Annotated in this window: 14 protein-coding genes and 1 pseudogene; 5 read left to right on the top strand and 10 right to left on the bottom strand. The window is 62.1% G+C overall.

Going from position 1 to position 17,607, the window contains the following annotated elements:
• The first annotated feature begins 182 nt into the window (after positions 1-182).
• Positions 183-1,436, top strand: a complete 1,254-nt coding sequence (locus ACVI9W_RS00075; protein WP_461528747.1) for a hypothetical protein — start codon at positions 183-185, stop codon at positions 1,434-1,436.
• Between the two features lie 57 nt (positions 1,437-1,493).
• On the opposite strand, the gene ACVI9W_RS00070 is transcribed toward ACVI9W_RS00075, so the two are convergent.
• From ACVI9W_RS00070 to ACVI9W_RS00050, 5 genes are all read right to left on the bottom strand, one after another.
• Positions 1,494-2,564, bottom strand: coding sequence for a 3-deoxy-7-phosphoheptulonate synthase (locus ACVI9W_RS00070; RefSeq protein WP_461528746.1), 1,071 nt, complete (start codon positions 2,562-2,564; stop codon positions 1,494-1,496).
• Between the two features lie 622 nt (positions 2,565-3,186).
• Positions 3,187-4,338 (bottom strand): acyl-CoA dehydrogenase family protein, encoded by a 1,152-nt coding sequence (locus tag ACVI9W_RS00065; RefSeq protein ID WP_038611171.1) that lies wholly within the window; start codon positions 4,336-4,338, stop codon positions 3,187-3,189.
• Between the two features lie 16 nt (positions 4,339-4,354).
• Positions 4,355-5,425 carry an enoyl-CoA hydratase/isomerase family protein gene (locus ACVI9W_RS00060; RefSeq protein WP_461528745.1) on the bottom strand — a complete coding sequence of 357 codons (1,071 nt, stop codon included), beginning with the start codon at positions 5,423-5,425 and terminating at the stop codon, positions 4,355-4,357.
• A gap of 142 nt (positions 5,426-5,567) precedes the next feature.
• Positions 5,568-6,575 (bottom strand): aldo/keto reductase, encoded by a 1,008-nt coding sequence (locus ACVI9W_RS00055; protein ID WP_461528744.1) that lies wholly within the window; start codon positions 6,573-6,575, stop codon positions 5,568-5,570.
• Positions 6,576-6,678: 103 nt separating this feature from the next.
• Positions 6,679-8,013 (bottom strand): MFS transporter, encoded by a 1,335-nt coding sequence (locus ACVI9W_RS00050; protein ID WP_461528743.1) that lies wholly within the window; start codon positions 8,011-8,013, stop codon positions 6,679-6,681.
• A gap of 161 nt (positions 8,014-8,174) precedes the next feature.
• On the opposite strand from ACVI9W_RS00050, the gene ACVI9W_RS00045 reads away from it, so the two are divergent.
• The 4 genes from ACVI9W_RS00045 (at position 8,175) to ACVI9W_RS00030 (ending at position 11,457) form a co-directional block, all read left to right on the top strand.
• Positions 8,175-9,275, top strand: coding sequence for a sugar diacid recognition domain-containing protein (locus ACVI9W_RS00045; RefSeq protein WP_461528742.1), 1,101 nt, complete (start codon positions 8,175-8,177; stop codon positions 9,273-9,275).
• 104 nt (positions 9,276-9,379) lie between these two features.
• Positions 9,380-10,525 carry a glycerate kinase gene (locus ACVI9W_RS00040; protein WP_461528741.1) on the top strand — a complete coding sequence of 382 codons (1,146 nt, stop codon included), beginning with the start codon at positions 9,380-9,382 and terminating at the stop codon, positions 10,523-10,525.
• Positions 10,526-10,600: 75 nt separating this feature from the next.
• Complete coding sequence (locus ACVI9W_RS00035) at positions 10,601-11,035, top strand: YeeE/YedE family protein (protein WP_461528740.1); 435 nt, start codon at positions 10,601-10,603, stop codon at positions 11,033-11,035.
• 2 nt (positions 11,036-11,037) lie between these two features.
• Positions 11,038-11,457, top strand: a complete 420-nt coding sequence (locus ACVI9W_RS00030) for a DUF6691 family protein (RefSeq protein ID WP_461528739.1) — start codon at positions 11,038-11,040, stop codon at positions 11,455-11,457.
• Here the strand turns inward: ACVI9W_RS00030 and ACVI9W_RS00025 are convergent, their stop codons facing one another.
• From ACVI9W_RS00025 to ACVI9W_RS00005, 5 genes and pseudogenes are all read right to left on the bottom strand, one after another.
• Positions 11,458-13,260 carry a sigma-54-dependent Fis family transcriptional regulator gene (locus tag ACVI9W_RS00025; RefSeq protein WP_461528738.1) on the bottom strand — a complete coding sequence of 601 codons (1,803 nt, stop codon included), beginning with the start codon at positions 13,258-13,260 and terminating at the stop codon, positions 11,458-11,460.
• A 106-nt stretch (positions 13,261-13,366) separates the two neighbouring features.
• The gene (locus tag ACVI9W_RS00020; protein ID WP_461528737.1) at positions 13,367-14,251 is read right to left on the bottom strand and encodes a transporter; all 885 of its coding nucleotides are present in this window, start codon (positions 14,249-14,251) and stop codon (positions 13,367-13,369) included.
• Positions 14,252-14,313: 62 nt separating this feature from the next.
• Positions 14,314-15,438: an NAD(P)-dependent alcohol dehydrogenase gene (locus ACVI9W_RS00015; protein WP_461528736.1), complete on the bottom strand. Its 1,125-nt coding sequence runs from the start codon at positions 15,436-15,438 to the stop codon at positions 14,314-14,316.
• Positions 15,439-15,457: 19 nt separating this feature from the next.
• Positions 15,458-16,936, bottom strand: coding sequence for a benzaldehyde dehydrogenase (locus ACVI9W_RS00010; RefSeq protein ID WP_461528735.1), 1,479 nt, complete (start codon positions 16,934-16,936; stop codon positions 15,458-15,460).
• Positions 16,937-17,144: 208 nt separating this feature from the next.
• Positions 17,145-17,607, bottom strand: a pseudogene (locus ACVI9W_RS00005) (Putrescine importer PuuP); the annotation flags it as partial.

Genomic DNA, 17,607 nt, shown 5'->3' with positions numbered 1-17,607 from the left:
TACAGCGTTGTATTGAGGTTTGTCACCTGACAATTCTGCCAGTTGTGGCCTGGACCTGATCCGCTTTTGAATGAGCCTTCAGGATGCCCCTCAGGTGAGCAGTCATGATGACGTACCGGCGTTTGATTCCTTTGTGCTTGCTGCTACTGCTGCTCCTGGCCACGTGCGTCCAGGCCAGGGACATGTCCAGCTTGCGCACGCAGGTGCGGCAGACCGGTGCGCAAACTGCGCAAGTGCTCAATTTTCGTCTTGGCAGAACGGTGGATGAATGCCCGGGCGCGAATCCCTTGTTTGCCTGCAGCGGTGTGTTGGTGCGGCCCGTGGCAGCGGGTAATCCGGCGACCTTCTGGAAGCTTGGCGCCGGAGCGCAGCAGACTTTCCTGTTGCTGCGTAACGATGCCCCGCAAGTGAATCCGCCGGGCAAGGTCGGCTTCGTGTTCCAGGATCGTTTCAGCGCCATCGCCCAAGATAAAGGCTACACCGCCAAGCAAGCCGACGGTGGCTGGGAGGTGGCGATCGATAACTGGAACGACCAAGCGCCCGTGGGTGTGGCATTCGAGGCGGTGTACTACGACGTTGCCGACCCCAAAGCGCTGTTACGGGCCCACAACGCGCAGCGGGCGTTCTTCGACGTCACCGGGGAGTGGTTGCCAGTGCTGCGCCTTGAAAGGAAACAGGCTGGCCAGTTGAGCTTTGGCTTCAACCAGATGGAACAGCTTTACTACGGCTATAGCGTAGCTGCCCAGCTCAATGCGCGGTATACCGCTACCCCGCCGAGCTGTCCGGGCAATCCGGGCGAAGCTGATAATCCGTCTTACTATTGCAGTGGGTTGCTGACGCGAGGGACTTCTGTGGGTAGCTTCCATGCGTGGAATCCAAGCCGAAGTTCAGAAACGGGTGGGAGTGTTTCGTTCACTTGGCTGCGCAAAGACTACAACACGCCCCAGGTAGTCTGGCCTCAAGGGTTTGTGATGGCTCCGATGTCTACGCCAGCAGCTTACACCCTGAAGTTGAATTGCATTTATCCGTTTGACGGCGGCACTACTGGCTTAAGTGATATGTGCGTTCAGCGAGGTGTATGCCGTCCCGGTCAGGAGGCGCTGACGGCCTATCGCGCTGGCCAGCGTTGCGCAATTCAGCCGGACGCAGAGAGTTTCGAGGCCAGCATCACCATTCGCCAACAAATCCCTGGGCATGCCTGGAATGAGTGGATGATCAATACCTGGCCGCAAGACATCGGCAAGCAGCTTCCGCTCGAAGCTTTCTTCCATACCATTACCAGCTTGTACAAAGGAGATGGGCTTCGGGACTCGAGGATCTTTCAACGCGACTTACTGAATACTGACAGCCGCTATGTACCCATTCTGAACCTGAACGCAACTGCTGCTAACGGCCAGGTGTTTACCTATTCACCCCAGGATCAGAACGTTGACTGAGGAACTGACAGTCAGCGCTGATCACGGGGGGCTTTGCTCTGTATCGGGACAGCAGTTCTATTGTCGTGCCAGCGCTTCGCTGGCCTGCTGCAACAGCCGCTGCGTCGCCGCCCAGCCCAGGCAGCCATCGGTGATGGACACACCGTAACGCAGAGGCTCCTTACCCAGTGCCTGGCAACCATCGAACAAATGCCCTTCGAGCATCATGCCGACGATCGAGCGATCACCTGCCAGGCGCTGGCGTAGCACGTCTTCGAACACCGCCGGTTGACGCAGCGGGTCTTTGCCGCTGTTGGCATGACTGCAATCGACCATGATCCGTGGCGCCAGTCCTGCTTTGAGCAACCCCTGACGAGCTTGTGCGATGCTGGCCTGGTCGTAGTTCGGGCCCTGATGGCCGCCACGCAATACCAGGTGAGTGTCGGGGTTGCCCAGGGTTTCGATAATCGCCGGGTAGCCCTGCGTATCCATGCCGAAATGGCGGTGCGAATGGGCCGCACTACGCATCGCGTCGCAAGCGATGGCGACGCCGCCGTCGGTGCCGTTCTTGAAGCCCACGGGCAGCTCCAGGCCGCTGACCATCTCACGGTGAATCTGCGACTCGGTGGTACGTGCACCGATGGCAGCCCAGCTCAGCAGGTCGTCGAAGTAACCGGCAGCCATCGGCTGCAGAAGCTCGGTGGCAATCGGCAGGCCGCGTTCCAGCATGCCCAGCATCAGTCCGCGGGACAGGGCGATGCCGGCGTGCATGTCATCGCTGCCGTCCAGGTGCGGATCGTAGGCCAGACCTTTCCAGCCCACCGTGGTACGCGGTTTTTCAACGTAGGCACGCATCACCAGCAGCAACTGATCGTTGACCTCTTCATTGAGCGCTTTGAGGCGATCAGCGTATTCCAGCGCCGAGCGCGGGTCGTGGATCGAGCATGGGCCGACGATTACCAGCAGGCGCGAATCACGGCCTTCGAGAATGGCGCGCACGGCCTGGCGATGGTTTTCGACCTGATGGGCAAGGGCGGTGGTAAGCGGCATCTGCTGTTTGAGCAGGTGCGGGCTGGGCAGACGTTGGCTGACCGCAGAGTTGGCGGCTTGAGGCTGGGTCAGGGGCAGAGCGAGCGAAGACGATTGCATGGCGATTATTTCCCTGGGCGGACGGCGGGTTCAGGCCCGCGCGGTCGGCCCTATCGAGGTGTTCGACAAAGAGCCGAATTGAGATTCTGTGTTGTATTGCCACCTGTGCTGGACCGATCGGAGGCGGCAAACTGGCCCGAACGGGATTGGCTAAATCGCCAGGCAGTAAAGCTTGGGTAACGGTGGTAAGTGGCGTAGTTCATGGGGTAATCCTCGTTATCTGTTCGGTTGTCTGGGGGCTGAAAAAACAAAACCCCCGGTCGGGGGGCCGACCGGGGGTTGAGTATTCTCGTGTTCGGCGGCCCCTTGAAAGTGGGCGCCGGTGTGGGTATCAGCGGCGCCTGTGGCTAAACCAATACCCAAAATAAAACGCAGCAGGAGCGGCAGTCGCACACTCGGCCACAGCCAGCACGGGACGCGATGGGCGACCTGCGTGTTGAGCGTGAATGAGGGTGGATGGCGACATGGGACTCTCCAGTTGATGAGACCGAGCTTACTTCAGGCTTTGCTGTGGTTTCAATGGCTAATTTGCATTAGTGCGATTGGGTACGACTATTGTCGCGGGGCAAGCCCGCTCCCACAGTACCACCCTGTGGGAGCGGGCTTGCCCCGCGATCAACGGTTACAGCGCGTAGTGCTTGAGCTCCCGCGCAATCAGCATGCGCTGAATTTCGCTCGACCCCTCATAGATCTGAGTGATCCGCGCATCGCGGTAATAACGCTCCACCGGGTAATCTTCCAGATAGCCATAGCCACCATGCACCTGGATCGCCTTGGAGCAGACTCTTTCGGCCATCTCCGAAGCGAACAGCTTGGCCTGTGACGCTTCGCTCAAACAGGGTTTGCCAGCACTGCGCAGGCGTGCGGCATGCAGGATCAGCAGGCGCGCGGCATTGATCTGCACCTGCATGTCGGCCAGCAGGTTGGCGATGCTCTGGTGCTCGTTGATCGCTTTGCCAAACTGGATCCGCTCACGCGAATAAACCAGCGCTGCTTCGAAGGCTGCGCGGGCAATTCCCAGTGCCTGGGCGGCGATGCCGATACGTCCCCCTTCAAGGTTGGACAGGGCAATGGCAAGGCCCTTGCCACGCTCGCCGAGCAGGTTGGCAGCGGGGATGCGGCAGTTGTTCAAGGTCACCGCGCAGGTGTCGGAGGCGCGGATGCCCATTTTGTGTTCGCTGCGATCGACGACAAAACCTTCGTTGTCGGTCGGCACCAGGAACGCCGAGATACCTTTCTTGCCAAGCTCCGGATCAGTCACCGCAAAGACGATGGCAAGGCCCGCGCGACGTGCGTTGCTGACGAACTGCTTGGCGCCGTTGATGACCCAGTGATCGCCCTGCAATTCGGCACGGGTGCGTAGGTTGTGCGCTTCGGAGCCGGCTTGCGGCTCGGTCAGGCAGAAGCAACCGATCACCTGGCCAGTCGCCAGGCGCTCCAGCCAGGTCTGTTGCTGTTCGGCGCTGCCATAGGCGAGCAACGGGCCGCAGCCGACGGAGTTGTGGATGCTCATCAACGCACCGGTAGCGCCATCGCCAGCGGCGATTTCTTCAACCGCCAGGGCATAGGCGACATAGTCGGTGTAGCTGCCGCCCCATTGTTCCGGTACGACCATGCCGAGCAGGCCCAGCTCGCCCATCTTTTTGACCACTGCATCATCGATCCAGCCGGCTTTTTCCCAGGCCTGGGCGTGGGGCGCAATCTCGCCACGGGCGAAATCGCGGGCCATGTCGCGGATCATGATCTGTTCTTCTGTCAGTTCCAGGTCTTGCATCTGCGTACTCCAGGCCTTACAGGCCTTCGAAGAATTGATCCACGCGCTGACGGCTGAGGCCGGCGAGGGTCGGAGGGTTCCAGCGCGGTTGTTTGTCCTTGTCGATGATCAGTGCGCGCACGCCTTCGATCAGGTCACCATGCTCGAACCATTGCTGGTCCAGATGCAGTTCCATCTTGAAGCAGTCTTCCAGGCTCAGGTGACGGCCTCGGCGCAGCATCTCCAGGGTCACGGCCATGGCCAGGGGCGAACGGGTTTCCAGCAGCTCGGCGGTTTTCAGCGCCCATTCGTGGCTGTCGGCCACGGTCACTGCCCGTAGTTGTTCCACGATACTGCTGACGTCGGGCAGGGCAAAGAAGTGATCGATGGTCGGACGCAGTCTGGCCAGAGGGGCATCGTCGAGCACCTGGGTACCGAGCTTGCTCAGCACGCCTTGCAGGTCTTTGAGCGGGTGTTCGCTAAAGCTCAGGGTATCGAGACGTTCATCCAGAAGCGCCAGCTTGCTGCTGTCCAGGTACCAGTCGGCCAAGCCGCAGTACAGCGCGTCGGCTGCCTGCACCTGGATGCCGCTGACGCCCAGGTAGGTGCCCAGCTCACCGGGAACCCGCGAGAGGAAGTAGCTGCCGCCGACATCCGGGAAGTAACCGATGCCGACTTCCGGCATGGCCAGGCGGCTGCGCTCGGTGACTACCCGCAGTTCCGCGCCCTGGGCCAGGCCCATGCCACCGCCGAGGGTAAAGCCGTCCATCAACGCCAGGATCGGCTTGCGGTAATGGTGGATGCACAGGTCGAGAGCGTATTCCTCGACGAAGAAATCCCGGTGCAGGCTGTCACCGGCCTTGTAGCTGTCGTACAGCGAACGGATGTCGCCACCGGCACAGAAGCCCTTCGGGCCTTCACCGCGCAGGACCACGGCGTGGACCAATGGATCACTGGCCCAGGCATCAAGCTGCTGCTGCAGGCTGCGAACCATGTCCAGGGTCAGGGCATTGAGGCCGGCCGGGCGATTGAGGGTCAAGTGACCGATATGATTGCGAACCTGGGCCAGAATCGGCGCCCCGGTCGGCGTTTGAGCGTGCGCGGTCATCGCTGTCTCCCTGCTTTGTTATTGATTTTCCACGTGAAATATCACGATCTGGGTAGGCGCTAGAGGATCGCTGGATCCTATCAGTGCAAATTTGCTCAATACAATCGACAAAACTGCAGGCCGAATCTGCATTTTTGCATGCTCAGCGTGGTAGACGACCGCTGACGAAGTGCGCGACATCGTTGTAGCCGTGAGTCGAGGCGTGTCCCGGGGTCACCAGTGAGTCAATGAACGCTTCATCTTCAGCGGTGATCTTGACCTGCAGTGCGCCGCTGTAGGTGTCCCACTGCGCTTCGGTACGTGGCCCGACAATGGCCGAGCTGATCAGCTGATTATTGAGCACCCAGGCAATCGCGAACTCGACCATGCCGACGCCCTTGTCCTGGGTATAGGCGTGGATTTTCTGGGCGATGGCCAGGGATTCGGGGCGCCACTCGGTTTCCAGGATGCGCTTGTCCTGACGCCCGGCACGGCTGCCTGCATCAGGCGCGGCATTGGGTGCGTATTTGCCGCTGAGCACGCCGCGCGCCAACGGGCTGAACGGCACAATGCCCAGGCCGTGATGCGCCGCCGCCTGGAACTGCTCGGGTTCAGCCTGGCGATTGACGATGTTGTACAGCGGCTGGCTGACCACCGGTTTCGGCACGCCCAGACGCTCGGCCAGGTTGCAGATTTCGGCAATACGCCAGCCGCGGAAGTTGGACACGCCCCAGTAACGGATCTTGCCCTGGCGGATCAGATCGCCAATGGCGGCAACGGTCACTTCCAGCGGGGTGTTGTGGTCTTCGCGGTGCAGGTAGTAGATGTCCAGGTAATCGGTGCCCAGGCGCGTCAGGCTGGCCTCGATCGCATTGAAGATGTGCTTGCGGCTCAAACCGCTGCGGTTGGGCACGCCGTCAGCCGGACCAAAGCCGACCTTGGTCGCCAGCACCCATTCATGGCGGTTGCGGGCAATCGCTTCGCCGACGATCTCTTCACTGCGCCCGGCGCTGTACACGTCTGCGGTGTCGATGAAGTTGATGCCCTGGTCCCAGGCTTTGTCGATGATATGCAGGGAATCTTCGGCGCTGGTGGGCTCGCCGAACATCATGCTGCCCAGGGTCAGGGCAGACACTTGCAGGCCGCTGCGGCCCAGTGGACGGTAGATCATGATCGAGAATCCTTGGCGGGTTGGATCCGATCTGTTTTACACAGTTCTAGCGGGGTTTGAAAGCATCGCGGGGCACCTGGAGTCGCCCCGCGATAAGGTCACCTCAGTTCACCGATTCAGCCACCGAGCCGGTAACGCGCGAACGCGAAACCCGAAGGGCCACCAGGCTGCCGACCACAATCAAGCCGGCCAGCGAATACAGCGCGGCATCGGTCGAACCGGTCTGGTCCTTGATGAAACCCACCAGGTACGGGCTGAGGAAACCGGCCATCTGCCCGACCGAGTTGATGATCGCCAGGCCCGCCACTGCGGTACCGGCGCTGAGCAGCGCGGTGGGCATCGGCCAGAACATTGGCAGGCCGGTGAGGGCGCCCATGGTGGCGATACTCAGGCCGACAATGGCAATCGCCGGGCTGTGCGCGAAATTGACCGCGATCAGCAGGCCGACCGCGCCCATCAGCATCGGCACCACCAGGTGCCAGCGCCGCTCGTTGCGCAGGTCCGCCGAACGGCCCACCAGCAGCATGAACACACCCGCCAACAAGTAAGGAATCGCGCTCAACCAGCCAATCAGCAGGGCATCGCTGAAGCCCAGGCTCTTGATGATCGACGGCAGCCAGAAGTTGATCGCGTACACGCCGCTCTGGATGCAGAAGTAGACGAAGCCGAAGGTCCAGATCATCGGGTTGGTGAACACCGAGAGCAGGCTGTCACTGGTGGTGACCGGCTTGCTGGCGGCATCCACGGCCAGGTCGTGCTTGATCATTTCGCGCTCTGCCGGGCTCAGCCATTTGGCCGTGGCGTAGCCGTCACTGAGCAGGAACACCGCCATGAAGCCCAGCAATACGGTTGGCAGCCCCTGGATCAGGAACATCCACTGCCAGCCGGCCAGGCCATGTTGACCGGCGGCGAAGTGGTTGAGGATCCAGCCGGAGAATGGCCCGCCGAGCAGCCCGGAGACCGGGATCGCCGACATGAACAAGGCCATGATCCGGCCGCGGCGCGTGGCCGGGAACCAGCGCGAGAGGTACAGCACGATGCCGGGGAAGAAGCCCGCTTCAGCCGCGCCGGTGAACAGGCGCAGCACGTAGAACTCCATCGGCGTGGTGACGAACAGCAGGCACGTCGACAAGGTGCCCCAGACGATCATCATCAGCGCGATCCAGCGTCGCGGACCGAAGCGATTGAGCGCCAGGTTGCTGGGCAGGCCGCACAGCACATAGCCAATGAAGAAGATACCGGCGCCGAGGCCGTAGATGGTTTCGCTGAATTTCAGTGCATCGAGCATCTGCAACTTGGCGAAGCCAACGTTGACCCGGTCCAGGTAGTTGAACAGGTAGCAGATAAAGATGAAGGGGATCAGCCGCAGGGTGATGCGCCGATACAGCGCATTGCGGGTGTCGTCTTGGCCTTGGTCAGGGGCAGGGCTGTATGACATGATTTGCTCTCTTCGTTTATTTTTATCGCCGCAGCCTGCGTCGAGGCGGCTGCTGCGATGAGTCTCGGTGAGCGGGCCGTGGCTGTCTTTGTGCTTTTGCACAGCATTTTCAGCGGCCTGCTGTGCCGCGGACCAATCATTGCGACAACAAGGATCCTCCCATGTTCGAACTGGACCATGACCTGGCGCAAGATATTGTCGATCGGGCAATGGCGATTTTGCCGTGCAACGTCAACGTCATGGACAGTCAGGGGCTGATCCTCGGCAGCGGTGAGCCGGAGCGCATCAATACCCGTCATGAGGGGGCGCAATTGGTTCTGGCCAACGGCCGGATCGTCGAGCTGGATGTCGAGGCAGCCAAATGTCTGAAGGGTGTACAGCCTGGGATCAACCTGCCGCTGTTGCTCGACGGACGCTTGATGGGGGTGTTGGGCCTGACCGGCGACCCGCAGCAACTGCGTACCTATGCGCAACTGGTACGCATGACCGCCGAGATGCTCCTGGCCCAGCGCCATATGCAGGTGGAGCAGCAATGGCGGCGCCAGCGTTGCGACGATTTGCTCGCCTTGTTGCTGGGCGGCTCGGGTGATTCACCACGTTTGGTCGACGAAGCCCGGCAATTGGGGCTCAAGCCGCAGTTGCCGCGGGTGCCTTGCCTGTTCGAGCTGGATACCGGTCCGGCTGCAGAAACCTTGGCCAGCTGGTTGATGAGCCGCTATCCGGACAGCTGGTGCGTAAGCCCTGCGCGTCAGTCGCTGCTGTGGTGCCGCCCGGCCAGCGTGACCCTGGACGAACCACGCTTGCTGGAGAAACTCCAGCGTCATGGCTGGCAGGTGCAGCGCCTTGCTACAGGTTCGCCTGCGCAGAGTCTTGAACAATTGCGCCGTGGTTACCGGCGTGTCCGCGACTTGCAGGCCTATGGCCGCGAAGTGCTGCCGAACGAACGAATCCTTACACTTTCCCGCTACCGGCTGCCGGCGCTGCTGTGGCGTCACCGCAACGATGATGCCCTGGACGAGCTGCTCGAACCCTTGCAGCGCATTCGCGCCAAAGACAACAGCGGACAACTGCTGGCGACCTTGCGCGCCTGGTGTGCTCACGATGGCCAGAGTCAGGCCTGCGCCGACGCTTTGGGGATTCACCGCAACAGCTTGCGCTATCGCCTGGAGCGCATAGCCGAGTTGAGTGAGGTCGACCCCTTGCGTCTGGATGGCATGCTGAGCTTGTACCTGGGGTTGCAGTTGCTGCCTGTTGGCGCCTGATTGGGCAAACTGACCAACCCGGGGGCAGCGCTTTTGTGCATCCGACAGAAGCCCGCGCGTTGCCTAGCTGTCAGCATGCAACGATCTGGACCAGGAGAATCCCCATGAAAATCGTCATCGCCCCCGACTCGTTCAAGGACAGCCTCAGCGCCGAAGGGGTGGCCGATGCTATCGCCCTGGGCCTGGCTCAGGTCTGGCCGCAGGCGCAGTTGCTCAAGTGCCCGATGGCCGATGGCGGCGAAGGTACGATGGAAGCGATCATCGCCGCCTGCAGCGGTGAACTGCGCCGCGAGCAAGTACGCGGCCCGCTGGGGGAACCCGTTCAGGCAGGCTGGGGCTGGCTGGCCGAGAGCCGCACGGCGATCATCGAGATGGCCCAGGCCAGTGGCTTGCAGTTGCTCAGCCTGGCGCAACGCGATGCCTGTCGCAGCAGCACATTCGGCACCGGACAGTTGATCGCAGCCGCCCTTGATGCAGGCGCACGGCGAATCATTCTGGCCATCGGCGGCAGTGCCACCAATGATGCTGGCAGCGGCATGTTGCGGGCACTGGGTTTGCGCCTGTTCGATGCTCAAGGACAAGTATTGGCCGAAGGCGGCCAGGCCTTGGCCCGGCTGGCACGCCTGGACGCCAGCGGGCTGGATCCGCGTCTGGCCGAGGTGCAGCTGGAAGTCGCCGCGGATGTCGATAATCCGCTGTGCGGGAGTAACGGTGCTTCGGCTATTTTCGGACCACAGAAAGGTGCCAGCCCTGAGCAGGTTCTGGCTCTGGATCAGGCACTGGGACATTTCGCCGATCATTGCGCACAATTGCTGGGTGAAGACGTTCGCGACTTCCCCGGTTGCGGTGCCGCCGGCGGCATGGGCTTTGCCGCCAAGGCCTTCATGCAGGCCACATTCCGGCCCGGTATCGACGTTGTCGCCGAGTTGGCCGGGCTGGAGCAGGCAGTGCAGGGCGCCGACCTGGTGATTACCGGAGAAGGGCGCTTCGATGCCCAGACCCTGCGCGGTAAAACCCCGTTTGGTGTTGCCCGGATTGCCCGACGCCAGGGTGTACCGGTGCTAGTGATTGCCGGGACCCTTGGTGAAGGTTACGAGCAACTCTATACCCACGGTATCGATGCCGCCTTCGCCCTGACCAATGGCCCGATGAGCCTGGAGCAGGCGTGTGCCCAGGCCGCACCGTTGCTGCAAGCCCGGGCGCGGGATATCGCGCGGCTATGGCGTTGCGCGCAGACGACTCAGGGCTGAGCCAGCCGCGCTGGGAGGGTGAGGCTGGTCGCGCTAAGCTATCCGAACATTGTTGTTTTGAAAGGAGAAGCACAGGTGACCATCGATTGGCTCAACTTCACGCCCTGGACCGCGCTGTTCGGTGGCATGTTGATTGGCCTGGGCGCCAGCCTGTTTGCGGTGATGAACGGGCGTATCGCCGGTATCAGCGGCCTGCTCGGCAGCCTGCTACAAAAACAGCGCGAGGGGCGTGACGAGACCCTGTGGTTTCTCGCCGGGCTGTTGTCTTCAGCGGTGATCTGGTGGTTGCTTGCCGGGCGGCCGCTGGTGCAATTCCAGACTGGCTGGGTGGGTCTGCTGACGGCCGGGCTGCTGGTCGGCGTGGGCACCCGCTATGCCTCAGGCTGTACCAGCGGTCACGGCGTGTGTGGCCTGGCACGGCTGTCACCGCGATCATTGACGGCAACCCTGTGCTTCATGGCCAGTGGTTTTGCCGTGGTGTTCATCGTCCGCCACCTGTTGGAGGGCTGAGCATGCGTGGGTTGATGGCGTTTATTGCCGGTTTGGTTTTCGGCTTGGGGTTGCTGTTGTCGGATATGGTCAACCCGACCAAGGTTCTTGGTTTTCTCGATCTGGCAGGGCGCTGGGATCCGTCAATGGCGCTGGTGATGATCGGCGCCATTGGTAGCGCGCTGGTGCCGCTGCAGTGGAGTCGCAGACAGACACGCTCACTGCTCGGCTTGCCGATGCGCATGCCGGTGGCGCGAGAGCTGGATCGGCGGCTGATCGTCGGCAGTCTGGTTTTTGGTGTCGGTTGGGGCATCGCCGGTATCTGTCCGGGGCCGGCGCTGGCCATGATCTTCAGCGGATACTGGCAGGTCCTGCTGTTTGTGCTGGCGATGCTGCTAGGAATGGGGCTGTTCAGCGTGCTGGAAAGCCGCACGCCGAAGTAGTCAGTCCTTGAGTTTCTTGTACAGCGTGGTCCGTGAGATGCCCAACTGGCTGGCGGTCGCCGAGACATTGCCACCGTTTGCCTGCAAAGCCGATTCGATCGTCCGCCGTAAAGTGGCTTGCAGATCGTCAGGCTCAGGTGCTGAGCTGCTGTTTTGCAGGTCTGCCGGCAAATGGCAGGGCAAGGTCATGGGCTCGCCACTGGCCAATGCTGCGGCCAGGCGCAGTGTCTGCTCCAGCTGGCGGATGTTGCCCGGCCAGTTGTGATGTTGCAGCAGCTGAACCACGTCGGGGTGCAGCGGCGGCGCACCGTGACGCAGGCGCAGGCGTTCGATCAGCAGGGGGAGGTCGCTGCGCAGGCGTAACGGCGGCAGGTTGATGGTCAAGCCATTCAAGCGGTAGTAGAGGTCTTCGCGAAACAGTTGCGAGGTCATGCGTTGCGCCAGGTCGCAATGCGTGGCGCTGATCACCCGCACATCCAGTGGTCGGCGTACGGAACTGCCGAGGCTGGTGATCTCGCGTTCCTGCAGTACCCGCAGCAGCCGGGTCTGCAAGGCGGCGGGCATGTCGCCGATCTCGTCGAGCAGCAAGGTGCCGCCATGTGCCGCTGCAAGCTGGCCACTGGAGCCGCCCTTGCGCGCGCCGGTGAAGGTACCTTCGGCGTAACCGAACAACTCGGCCTCGATCAGGCTTTCCGGAATGGCCGAGCAGTTGATCGCGACGAAGGGTGCTTGCGGGTTCCATTGCTCGTGCAAGGTGCGGGCGAAGACCTCTTTGCCGGTGCCGGTCTCTCCCAGCAACAGAATCGGTACGCCAGCAGCGAAAGCCTTGTGGGCGTTAGCCAGTTGCTGGTTGAGCAGCGCATCGCTGCCCTGGGCGGTGGTGGTACGGGTGAGTCGCGCGGGTGCCGGGGCAGGTTTGCGGACAGCGGGTTCGATCAACTGGCCGTACAGTTTGGAACCGTCGGTGAGGATCAGCTGTTGCGCCACCGGTCGAGCGTCCAGCAGGTTGTTGGCATCGAACAGATGTTCAAGCTTGAGGTGGTCGTAGTTGTAGCCGTTGAGCCCCAGCAGCCGCTGGGCAGCACGGTTGGCGCAGCGGATGCTGCCGTCGGCGGCCACTGCCAGCAAGCCCTGTAGCGCGGTGCCGAGCAGGTGCGGGTCGTGTTGCAGCGAGAGTATCCGGCAGTCGCTCAAGCCCGCGAACAGGCGATTCTCAACCGCCATGGCGGCATGGTTGAGTTGCTCAAGCACAGCGCCAGCCTGGCGATCGCCGATGCCGGTGATGTCCAGTGCGCCAAGCACCTCACCGCGCAGTCCGCGTAACGGCACGCTGACACAGAAGAACCGCTCGAAATCATTGAGGTAGTGCTGATTGCCGGTCAGGATGATGGGTTTGTCTTCGGCCAGGGTGCAAGCGGGCGCCGTGGTGCCCAGGTCCTGCTCCTGAAGCCGTCGACCGACCTGCAATGGCGACAGCGGACTGAGCAGGTCATAGGCCTGGCGGGCATGCACCAGCACGCCGTCGGGGTTGACGCAAAACAGGGCCCAGGAAGCGCCGCCGATGTGTTCCCACAGTCGGTCGATTTCCGGTTGCACGCAACTGGCCAGTTGCAGGTCCTGCTCGGCCAGTGGCTGCAAGTCATCATCGGGTCGCGCCTGCCAGCCATCCGAAGGCTGCACGCCGGCAGCCCGCGAGCGCACCCAGGAGTCTACGACGGCATCGGGCAACAGGTTTGCCGGCAGGTTTTCGCCTTCAGCAAAGCGTTGCCGGGCAATGGCCAGGCGTTGCTGATAGGCGGGCATTCGGGCATCCATCGAGACACCTGTGTTAAGAGTGGAGGCATGCCGTCTGACCCTGGAGGGCTGACGGATGCCTTTGGTTATACGCCGGTCTGTTTTTGCGTCAACCCTAGAACAGCAGCACGGCGCGAAGGTTGACGCCTATCTCTTCCTGAAAGCCGCCCTCGGTTTTAACGTCATGGGTCAACTGAGTGCTGAACTGCACCCGCGGCGTCAGCATTTGCTGGAACTCCAGGCGTACTTGCTGAACCTCGGTCTTGGTGCCGTTGTAGTTGCCGTCCAGATACTGCTTGCCGCCGGTACTTGCACTGTAACCCAGCGCCAGACGCTGACTGGGATTGAAGTCGTAACGCAGATTGGCCTGCAGCTGGTAGGTCTTGTCCTGTTCGAGGGTTTGCTGGCCAGCCTGCTGGTTGTCGCCATAGATGACCGCATCGGCATACCACTCCATCGCCAGCTTGCCCCACAAGGGTTCGATCCAGCCCAGTTGCAGGTCGAGCTTGTAGCGATTTTCGCCAAGGTTGATCGCCTCATTGCGGTCATATTGGCCCCAGGGCAGGTACACCAGCGGGATGATACCGAGGTAGCGGCCGCTGACACCGGCGTGCGGTTGATTGATCAGCCAGAAGGTTGCGCCAATGATCGGGTCGGCCATGCCGCTGTTACTGCCCAGCGACTGGCCGCCGATTCGCGCATCGTAGACGTGGCCAAACGGCAGGAGGATCTGCGGCGCGAAGGTGGTGCCGCCGATATCGACGTAGTGGATCAGACGCAAAATGCTGATGTTGGACCTGATCCCGGTGTCCTGCTTGGCATCGGGACCGCCGTCTGCGTTGTAACGCTCGGCGCGGCCATATTGCTGGTACCAGGCGGCGAGGTTGGTGCCGCTGGGAAAGGCGATGTAGTCACCGGAGTTGACGTCAACGGCCAATGATTTTGTCGAGGCGAGCGCCAGCGCCAACAGGCCCAGGCGGGGTCGGGAAAGTGTGAACACAGAGCGGTACCTTTTTTTGTTGTTATTAGCAGGCGGGGCGCTCGGCGCCCCGGGTCTGTCAGTTAGTTGTGGATGCGGATGACCGGTTTGAGGGTGAGGCCTTTTTCGCTGTCTTCAGCGGCCTGGTTGATGTCCTTGAAGCTGTAGAACTTCACCAGGCGATCGAACGGGAAACGGCCTTGCAGGTAGAGCTCGACCAGTTCAGGGATGAACTTTTGCGGCACGCTGTCACCTTCGACGATGCCGCGAATGCTCTTGCCGCCGAGCAACAGGTCGTTGACGTCGAACTCGGCAGTGACGCCCAGCGCTGGTGCGCCGACCACCCCCAGGGCGCCACGGCTTGCGAGCGCATCGACGGCCTGGCGCAACACGGCTGGCCGTCCGGTCGATTCCAGGGCGAAGTTCACCCCGCCAGCGGTGATTTCGCGGATTGCCGCCACCGGATCGACGTCCTTGCTGTTGACCACATGGGTGGCGCCCAGCTCCATGGCCAGGGCCAGGCGTGACGGCACGACATCGACGGCAATGATGGTCGTCGCCCCCGCCACACGCGCGGCGAGTACGGCGCTGAGCCCGACTGCACCGCCACCAAATGCGGCAAAGCTGCTGCCCGGAGTGACTTTCAGCGAGTTGATCACCGCGCCCGCGCCGGTCTGGATGCCGCAGCCCAAAGGCCCCAATAGTTCCAGCGGTGCTTTCGGGCTGACTTTGACCGCATTGTTCTCCCGCGCCAGTGCCAGGCTGGCAAAGGACGACTGGGCGAAGAAGTGGTCGTTCAGCCGCTGTCCGCTTTCATCGCTCAGAGCACTTTCGCCCTGGGGATCGGCACCGCTGAAGTTGCGCCCGAAGAACTCCTGACAGTACGCCGTATGACCGCCGCCACAGGACAGGCAATGGCCGCAGTGGCCATAGCTGAGCACCACATGGTCACCGACCTGCAGCCCTTTGACCTGTGGGCCGATGGCCTCGACCACACCGGCGCCTTCATGGCCCAGCACTGCAGGCAGCGGCACCGGATAGTACTGATCGCGCACGATCATGTCGGTGTGGCACATGCCTGTAGCGACGATGCGTACCAGTACTTCGTCCGCGCGCGGTGCTCGGATACGCGCGGCTTCCAGGGTGAAGGGGGCACCTTTGCCACGGGTGACGGCTGCGGTGACTGGATAGTAGGCAGTTGTATTCATTGTTATTGTCCTTTGCCGGTTAAAGAGGGTAGGCAGGGGCTTCGCCCTTGACCGTCAGCCATTGCCACTGGGTGAACTCTTCCCAGTTCGCCGGGCCGCCGATGCTGGCGCCATTGCCCGAGGCGCCGACACCGCCAAACGGGTTGACGACCTCGTCGTTGACGGTCTGATCGTTGATATGCAGCAGTCCGACACGCAGTTGTTCACCCAACTTCAACGCGCGGCCGACGTCTTGCGACAGCACGGCGGCGGAGAGGCCGTATTCGGTGTCGTTGGCCAGGGCCACGGCATCGGCATCGGTGTCGAACGGCACCACCACCGCCACCGGGCCGAAGATCTCCTCGTTGAACGCCGGGTTGTCGCGGGTCACGCCGCTGAGCACGGTGGCCGGGAAAAACAGCCCCTGAGGTTCGCCACCGACTTCCAGTTTCGCGCCTGCCTGTTGCGCGGCCTGCACGATGCGCTGGGCGTTCTCGCATTGCTGGGCATTGATCAGCGGCCCCAGGTGCACCTGGTCCTTGGCCGGATCGCCGACGGTAAGGCTGCGGGCTTTGGCCACCAAGCGTTCAAGGAAGCGCTCGTAGATACCGCGCTGCACCAGCAGGCGGCCGGTGGACATGCAGATCTGCCCCTGGTGCAGATAAACGCCCCAGGTGGCGTTGGCCAGTGCGAGGTCAAGATCGGCATCATCAAGAACGATCAGCGAGTTTTTGCCGCCCAGTTCCAGCGAGACTTTCTTCAAGTGGCGGCCGGCCGCTTCGCCAACCTTGCGCCCGGCACCGGTGGAGCCGGTGAACTGGATCATCGCCACATGCGCATCGCTGGTCAGCGCCGCACCGGCATCGGCCCCGCCGGGCAGCACGTGCAGCAGTCCGGCGGGCAGCCCGGCCAGTTCAAACACTCGGGCGATAACGAAGCCGCCGCACACCGCCGTGCGCGGGTCAGGCTTGAGCACCACAGCGTTGCCGGTGGCCAGCGCCGGTGCGACCGCACGAATGGCCAGGTACAGCGGGAAGTTGAATGGCGCAATCACCCCGATCACACCGAGCGGGCGGCGGCGGGCCAGGCTCAAGCGGCCGGGCACCGAGGGCAGCACCTCACCCTGGCTGCGCGAAGGCAGGCTGGCGCTTTCGTGCAACACCTTGATGCTCAGGCGGGTTTCAAATTCGGCTTTCTCTCGCGTGGAGCCGCTTTCACGCATCAGCCAGTCGGCGATTTCATCGGCATGGTTTTCGGCGACCAGGGCAGCTTTGCGGAATACGGCAGCGCGCTCGTCATAGGACAGCTGAAACCATTTGGTCTGGGCCTGGTGAGCAGCTTTGGTGCTACGCGCGACCTGATCGGCGTCGGCGTTGGCCAGGATGCCGAGGGTAGTGCCGGTGGCCGGTTCCAGTACCGGTGTCGTTGGCGCTTGTCCGGCTTGCCATTGGCCGGTGAACAGGTGCTCGTTCCAGAGTTCGGCGGGTAGCAGAGATTGCAGTAAGGCAGAGGTAGTCATCGCAAGTGTTCCTGTTTTTTGTAGGAGCGTGACGATGTACAGAGCAGAAGCTGTGCCAATCGGTCACACCCCCGAAAACAGGGACTGTTGACGAGAACTACAGGTGTTGGGTGTTCAGTTTCTGGACAGACCTGGTGGATGGGCTGTGCAGAGACTGGACGGTGTGCGCGGCGGGCTCACGAACGGCGAGCCCGCCGCGCATACCCGGTCACTCCGCCAGTTGCAGTTCCGGCAGATTCAGACGGAACGCCCGGGTAATCCCGATCAGGCAAATGAAGCCCAGCGCCATCCAGCTCAGGCCAATCATGAACGACATGCTCGACAGGCTGGTCCACAGCCAGATGGTACTGAGGAAGCCGAGCGCCGGTATGGCGCCATACTTCAGGTAGTTGGCTGTGCCACGCAGTTTCTGGTCGACCAGGTAATGCTTGACCACGGCCAGGTTGACCATCGAAAAGGCGAACAGCGCACCAAAGCTGATCATGTTGGCGACGGTGTCCAGGGTGATGAACAAGGCGATCAGCGAGAGCACGCTGACCAGCATGATCGCAGTAGCCGGTACGCGTTTCTTCGACACCAGCCGGCCGAACACCCGCGGCAGTGCGCCATCGCGGCCCATGGCGAACAGCACTCGCGATACGCTGGCCTGGGACACCATGGCCGAGGCGAAG

Source organism: Pseudomonas sp. 210_17 TE3656 (genome assembly GCF_054821965.1).
Note: the sequence above shows the minus strand (reverse complement) of the source record. Positions and strands in the feature narration are given on the sequence as shown.

Coding starts and splice junctions, on each gene's coding strand:
- ACVI9W_RS00065 (WP_038611171.1), bottom strand. CDS start 4,338: ATGCAAGACCTGGAACTGACAGAAGAACAGATCATGATCCGCGACATG.
- ACVI9W_RS00015 (WP_461528736.1), bottom strand. CDS start 15,438: ATGAATACAACTGCCTACTATCCAGTCACCGCAGCCGTCACCCGTGGC.
- ACVI9W_RS00075 (WP_461528747.1), top strand. CDS start 183: ATGTCCAGCTTGCGCACGCAGGTGCGGCAGACCGGTGCGCAAACTGCG.
- ACVI9W_RS00050 (WP_461528743.1), bottom strand. CDS start 8,013: ATGTCATACAGCCCTGCCCCTGACCAAGGCCAAGACGACACCCGCAAT.
- ACVI9W_RS00060 (WP_461528745.1), bottom strand. CDS start 5,425: ATGACCGCGCACGCTCAAACGCCGACCGGGGCGCCGATTCTGGCCCAG.
- ACVI9W_RS00055 (WP_461528744.1), bottom strand. CDS start 6,575: ATGATCTACCGTCCACTGGGCCGCAGCGGCCTGCAAGTGTCTGCCCTG.
- ACVI9W_RS00030 (WP_461528739.1), top strand. CDS start 11,038: ATGCGTGGGTTGATGGCGTTTATTGCCGGTTTGGTTTTCGGCTTGGGG.
- ACVI9W_RS00040 (WP_461528741.1), top strand. CDS start 9,380: ATGAAAATCGTCATCGCCCCCGACTCGTTCAAGGACAGCCTCAGCGCC.
- ACVI9W_RS00025 (WP_461528738.1), bottom strand. CDS start 13,260: ATGCCCGCCTATCAGCAACGCCTGGCCATTGCCCGGCAACGCTTTGCT.
- ACVI9W_RS00045 (WP_461528742.1), top strand. CDS start 8,175: ATGTTCGAACTGGACCATGACCTGGCGCAAGATATTGTCGATCGGGCA.
- ACVI9W_RS00010 (WP_461528735.1), bottom strand. CDS start 16,936: ATGACTACCTCTGCCTTACTGCAATCTCTGCTACCCGCCGAACTCTGG.
- ACVI9W_RS00070 (WP_461528746.1), bottom strand. CDS start 2,564: ATGCAATCGTCTTCGCTCGCTCTGCCCCTGACCCAGCCTCAAGCCGCC.